Source organism: Shewanella sp., assembly GCF_051658185.1.
GTDB lineage: Bacteria > Pseudomonadota > Gammaproteobacteria > Enterobacterales > Shewanellaceae > Shewanella.
Map to the genome: position 1 here is coordinate 1 of NZ_JBOFMC010000292.1, position 2,130 is coordinate 2,130.

The 2,130-nt window shown below is 44.9% G+C and carries 1 protein-coding gene and 1 pseudogene; both read right to left on the reverse strand.

What is annotated here, in order from left to right:
- Nucleotides 1–148: 148 nt before the first annotated feature.
- Nucleotides 149–1,189 (reverse strand): IS110 family transposase, encoded by a 1,041-nt coding sequence (locus ACRCZA_RS11200; protein WP_438674518.1) that lies wholly within the window; start codon nucleotides 1,187–1,189, stop codon nucleotides 149–151.
- 189 nt (nucleotides 1,190–1,378) lie between these two features.
- Nucleotides 1,379–2,130 (reverse strand): annotated as a pseudogene (locus tag ACRCZA_RS11205) (IS3 family transposase); the annotation flags it as partial.

The window sequence follows — 2,130 nt, forward strand, 5'->3', positions numbered from 1 at the left end:
TTTATAAGATGTAAACCAGCGTTAACTGTAGCGTATTCATCAAGGGAAACGCCCCTCCTCCCCATGGGCTGGCTTCTCTACAGCGGCGATAAATCGGGTCGCCAAAGCTTGCCCCTAGGAGGTTCTCGGCAGCGTTGACGCTCCTATGTCAAACCAATCTCGCTAGATCTTTCAGGATTAGCGGGAATAGCTCTCTCGCTATATAACGCTTTAAGTTACGAGCTATTTCTTTGGTTGATAACCCTTCAGCTGTTCGTCGAGCAATATAGTCTTTCGTTCTGGGATCACTGCGCATTCTTACCATCGCGACAGTCCAGAGTGCGTTATTAGCACTGCGACAGCCTCCACGATTTAATCTATGACGAGTAGTTTTTCCTGATGAAGCTGGAATTGGGTTAACACCACACAATGCAGCAAATGATGACTCCTTCTTTAGTCGGTTAGCGTTGTCTCCCGCTGTAACCAGGAGTGTTGCTGCTACATTCACACCGACTCCAAACCTTGATACAAGGCTCTGAGCCGTATTCAACGTTAGCCTTTTTAAAGCCTGATCAAGTGTTTTTACTTGATCATTTAGGAAGCTCCAACGTTGTGCCAACAACACAAGTGAGATCATTAATGGCTCGCAGCTATCGGAGCATTGATCTAAACATGCAGACGCGCAGGCACTCGGCTTTGGTAGATACAGGGATTGCTTTAGCTCATCAGGGCCTGAAACAAGAAGCGCTCGAATTTGGTTCATTGCCTGAGTCCTTGCTTTTACAGCACTATTTCGACTAATCCGTAGGCTCCGCAATGACTCAACTGGCCCTGAATGGCTTTTCGGAATAACTTTTGCCTCACCAGACAATACGCTTCTAGCCGCATTCTCTGAATCCATACCGTCTGTTTTGCCTTTCAGCCGCCTCTTCATTCTATTTGGCCGCATAACTTCATACACACCAACGCCGTTCTTGATCAAGTATTTTGTCAGTGCAGCGCCATAGCTTCCTGTACCTTCGATGCCAGCTTTTTGTATATACCCATAAGACTTACACCATGCCAAAAGTTCACGATAGCCCGAAAGCTTGGCACTAAATTCTTTACTTTTAACAACTTGCCCTAGTTCATTGATAAGTGTTGCGACATGAAGTTCCAAGTGAGTATCTACACCCAAATACAATTTATAGCGAGGATCATTATTGTTCATGAGCCATTCTCCTGTCTGAATCGCTCAGCAGGACGGGACACTGGAGGTGCAATACAAAGCTCCTATTAGGTCACAACTGAGTCGATAGAATTGAACAGACTCTTTGAACGACAGGTCAACACAAAGACATTTCAGTCAATCCCAGCACGGGTCAGTACAAACAGTCTGTATTTAAATTCTAACCTCAGTATCCCAGCAGTTACCACGACGACTCATACTCTGGGTGATTTGATATTTCCACAGCCGCTGACGGTATTTCAGGCTGGTATAATGGCAGCCTTGATCTGAATGAAATATCAGGTTTTTAGGCTTACCACGAGATTCAAAGGCCATATCTAAGGCCTTCACCGTTAACTCAGTATCCGGTGAAAATGACATCGCCCAACCAATGGCTTTTCTCGAAAATAAATCCAGCACAACCGCTAAATAACACCAACGATTACCAGCCCAAATATACGTCACATCGCCACACCAAACGGTGTTTGGTTCGACAACTGCAAATTGTCTCTTGAGTAAATTAGGGATGGTCACATGCTCATTTTCAGCCCTTTTATAGCGGTGCTTGGGTTGTTGGCAGCTCACTAACCCAAGCTTTTTCATTAACCGAGTCGCCCTATAACGACTTAACGTAAAGCCTCGTTCAGAGGCGATTGTGGCAATACTTCTCGCACCCGCAGACTGTTTGCTTTCAGCATGTATCGCTTTGATTTCACATTCTAAAAATCGCTGCTCTGGTGTTACACAAAGCTCGCGGCTTATCCAATAACGGTAACTGCTCCGGTTCACGTTGAATACATGGCATAACACTGAAATAGGGTATTTGTTGCTCTGATTGAGTTTCTCGATTATCGAGAATTGTTCAGCGAGTCCGACATCAATAGAGCGGTAGCCTTTTTTAGGATTTCTTTCTCGAGATTAATTCGTTCAATTTCGCGTTTTAG

Bases quoted from the DNA above. Each gene is read 5' to 3' on its own strand.
- ACRCZA_RS11200 (WP_438674518.1), bottom strand. From the start codon at position 1,189: ATGAACAATAATGATCCTCGCTATAAATTGTATTTGGGTGTAGATACT.